This window comes from Pseudomonas sp. 2822-15 (genome assembly GCF_002742515.1).
Lineage (GTDB): Bacteria > Pseudomonadota > Gammaproteobacteria > Pseudomonadales > Pseudomonadaceae > Aquipseudomonas > Aquipseudomonas salomonii.
Genome location: NZ_LJRY01000214.1, coordinates 1 through 587 on the forward strand (window position 1 = coordinate 1; position 587 = coordinate 587).

Below are 587 nucleotides of genomic sequence, written 5' to 3' on the forward strand. Positions count from 1 at the left end.
GTCAAGGTCGCGGTGTAAGTGATGTCACCGCCTTCAACTACAGAGGCTTTATCAGCAGTCAGCGAAACCGTGGTGTTGTCGATCGAATCGGTAATCGAAGTGACGGCCGCTTTCGGATCGGTAACCAGGTTCTCAAAGTTACCGCCTTCGGTTTTGGCGATGGTGGTGCTGACGGTGGAACCGTTGTTGTAGACGTCGTTAGCTGGGGTGTGGAAAACCGTCGAGCCTGCGGAGTCGCCGGCTTTGATGGTGATGGTCTGTCCATTGCTCAGCGTGACGGTAACGTCAGTTTGCGCTTTGTTGGTCAAGGTTGCGGTGTAAGTGATGTCACCGCCTTCAACTACAGAGGCTTTATCTGCACTCAGCGAAACCGTGGTGTTGTCGATCGAATCAGTGATGGCTGTTTCAGCTGCCTTCGGATCGGTAACCAGATTCTCAAAGTTGCCGCCTTCGGTCTTCGCGATGGTGGTGCTGACAGTCGAACCGTTGTTGTAGACGTCGTTGGCTGGAGTGTTGAACACAGTCGAGCCTGTGGTCTCACCGGCTTTAATAGTGATCGTCTGACCGTTCGAAAGCGTCACGGTAAC

General features: G+C 53.5%; 1 protein-coding gene. It reads right to left on the minus strand.

The window, feature by feature from the left end; genetic code table 11:
- The coding region (locus AOA59_RS25635; protein WP_143522812.1) for an immunoglobulin-like domain-containing protein at positions 1-587 on the minus strand (587 nt) is incomplete at both ends.